The sequence below is a fragment of the Parafannyhessea sp. genome (assembly GCF_051876455.1).
Taxonomy (GTDB): Bacteria; Actinomycetota; Coriobacteriia; order Coriobacteriales; family Atopobiaceae; genus Parafannyhessea.
In genome coordinates this window covers 1-1,684 of record NZ_JBJEHW010000214.1, presented here as the reverse complement: position 1 = coordinate 1,684, position 1,684 = coordinate 1, and the positions used below count along the sequence as shown (strand labels likewise).

2 protein-coding genes are annotated in these 1,684 nt (G+C 63.9%); both read right to left on the bottom strand.

The window, feature by feature from the left end:
• The coding region (locus tag ACI38Z_RS09080; protein WP_439789880.1) for a hypothetical protein at positions 1-1,034 on the bottom strand (1,034 nt) is incomplete at its 3' end.
• Between the two features lie 389 nt (positions 1,035-1,423).
• Positions 1,424-1,684: hypothetical protein (locus ACI38Z_RS09075; protein WP_439789879.1), on the bottom strand; the 261-nt coding region annotated here is incomplete at its 5' end.

Here is a 1,684-nt window from a genome sequence, read left to right as displayed (position 1 = left end):
CAGTCATCGCTGTCACTTTCCTTCTTGTTGTCTGACGTATCTGCCGGAGAGTCGGGCGCCGGTGCGGTGTCGGCCTCATCGGCGGCGGCCTTGCTTGCGGCTGCCTTCCTCTGGTCCGGCGTCATGCGCTCGAGCTCGTCAAACTTCTCGATCAGCGTCTTCCAGCCGTCGAAGTGCGTGATGTCCCACAGGGACTGCGCGGCGGCGCGCGCGTCGGCCGGGTGATGCAGGTTGATGCTGTCGTTCAGGATTTGCTGGAGCGTGGAGACCGCGAGGTCGGACGGGCCGTAGTTCTCCTTTGCGCGCTGGAGGCGCTTGGCCGCGTCCGCGCTCGTGAGGTGTGCGAACGCGTGGCCGTGTCCCGTGCGGTGGCCAAGCTCGTGGAGCTCCTCATGCGGGTTTGCATAAACGTCATCCGGGTCAAAGTCCTCGTACACGGCGTAGTGAGCGGCCGCGAGGTCGTACATGCCCTGTGCGATGAGGACGTTCGCGCGGAATGCGTGGTAGCGGGCCAGGTCAATCGCGCGCGTGATCATGGGGTAGGCGTCCTCGATGTCCTGCTGGACGGCGTCGAAGTCGAGCATCGCCTCGTGAGACATCGCGCGCTCGAGGTAGAGGCCCGCGTCCGTGGGGTTGAACTGCAGGGCCTTGTTGATGGCCGCGACGGCTCCCTCGTAGTCGCCCAGTGTGTATAGGAGCGCCGAGTGTATGCCATATGCGTCCGTGTACGGCGCGACGGTGGGGTGCAGGGCGTCCGGGTCCGTCTTGGGATTGAGGTTGAAGTAGAGATACGCCTGCTCGGGGTTGGAGAAGTCGAACGCCAACGGGTCGTTGTCCGGTGCGGACTGCGACTGCGCGTCCAGCTTCTTGAGCAGCGGCTGCAGCATGCGGAGCCCCTGGTCGGGGTGGCGCATCTGCAGTGCGAACTGCACGCGCTTGAACGTGTCCTGGGCATCGTCCCGAAGCGCCTGCTGCTCGGGCGTCACGTCCTTCTCGCCCGGCGTGGACGTGTCTTTGGTTTGGCTGTCTGCCATGGAGCCTCCTCGTGCGGGCGCCCGCGGGGGCGTCCGTTCGCTTTAACTCCCGTTCAGTATACTTTGCCGCCGCCACTGCTGGCTCGGGTGGGATGCGCGTGGTGGGCCAGGTGCTCCCCGCTCGCAAGCTCTCTGTAACCTTCTACCGCAATTTCCGTATCATATGCGTAACTTTAAGCAACCTGATTTAAGGTTCATGCTATATATGCAAAAAGAAGGTCAAAACATCGAGCAAATTGGAGGTTTCGTATGTCTGGTAAGACAGCACGACGCTTGCGCAAGGAGAAGGCCATGCGCCTCGCTCCGAGCAATCACGAAAACCTGCAGGCTAAGGCCTTGGGAGCGGCGGCGGCGACCATGCTAGCCATCTCCATTGCTCCGACGATTGCTCAGGCGGAGACCCCCGGTGCCGTGGCTAGCACGGACAACACGACGGTGGTTGCGACCGCAACCGCAACCACGACCGCGGCGTCTGCCGCCGCACCGGCCGCGACGGAGACTGAGTCTGGCAGCCAGAGCCAAGCAACCACAACCGCCGCGACTACCGTGACTACCGCGACTACCACGGAGAGCTCCACGACCACGCAGGAGAGCGCGGCAAAGCAGACGGAGGCCCCGGCCGTGGTTGCCACCTCTGCCCCCTCCGCAGC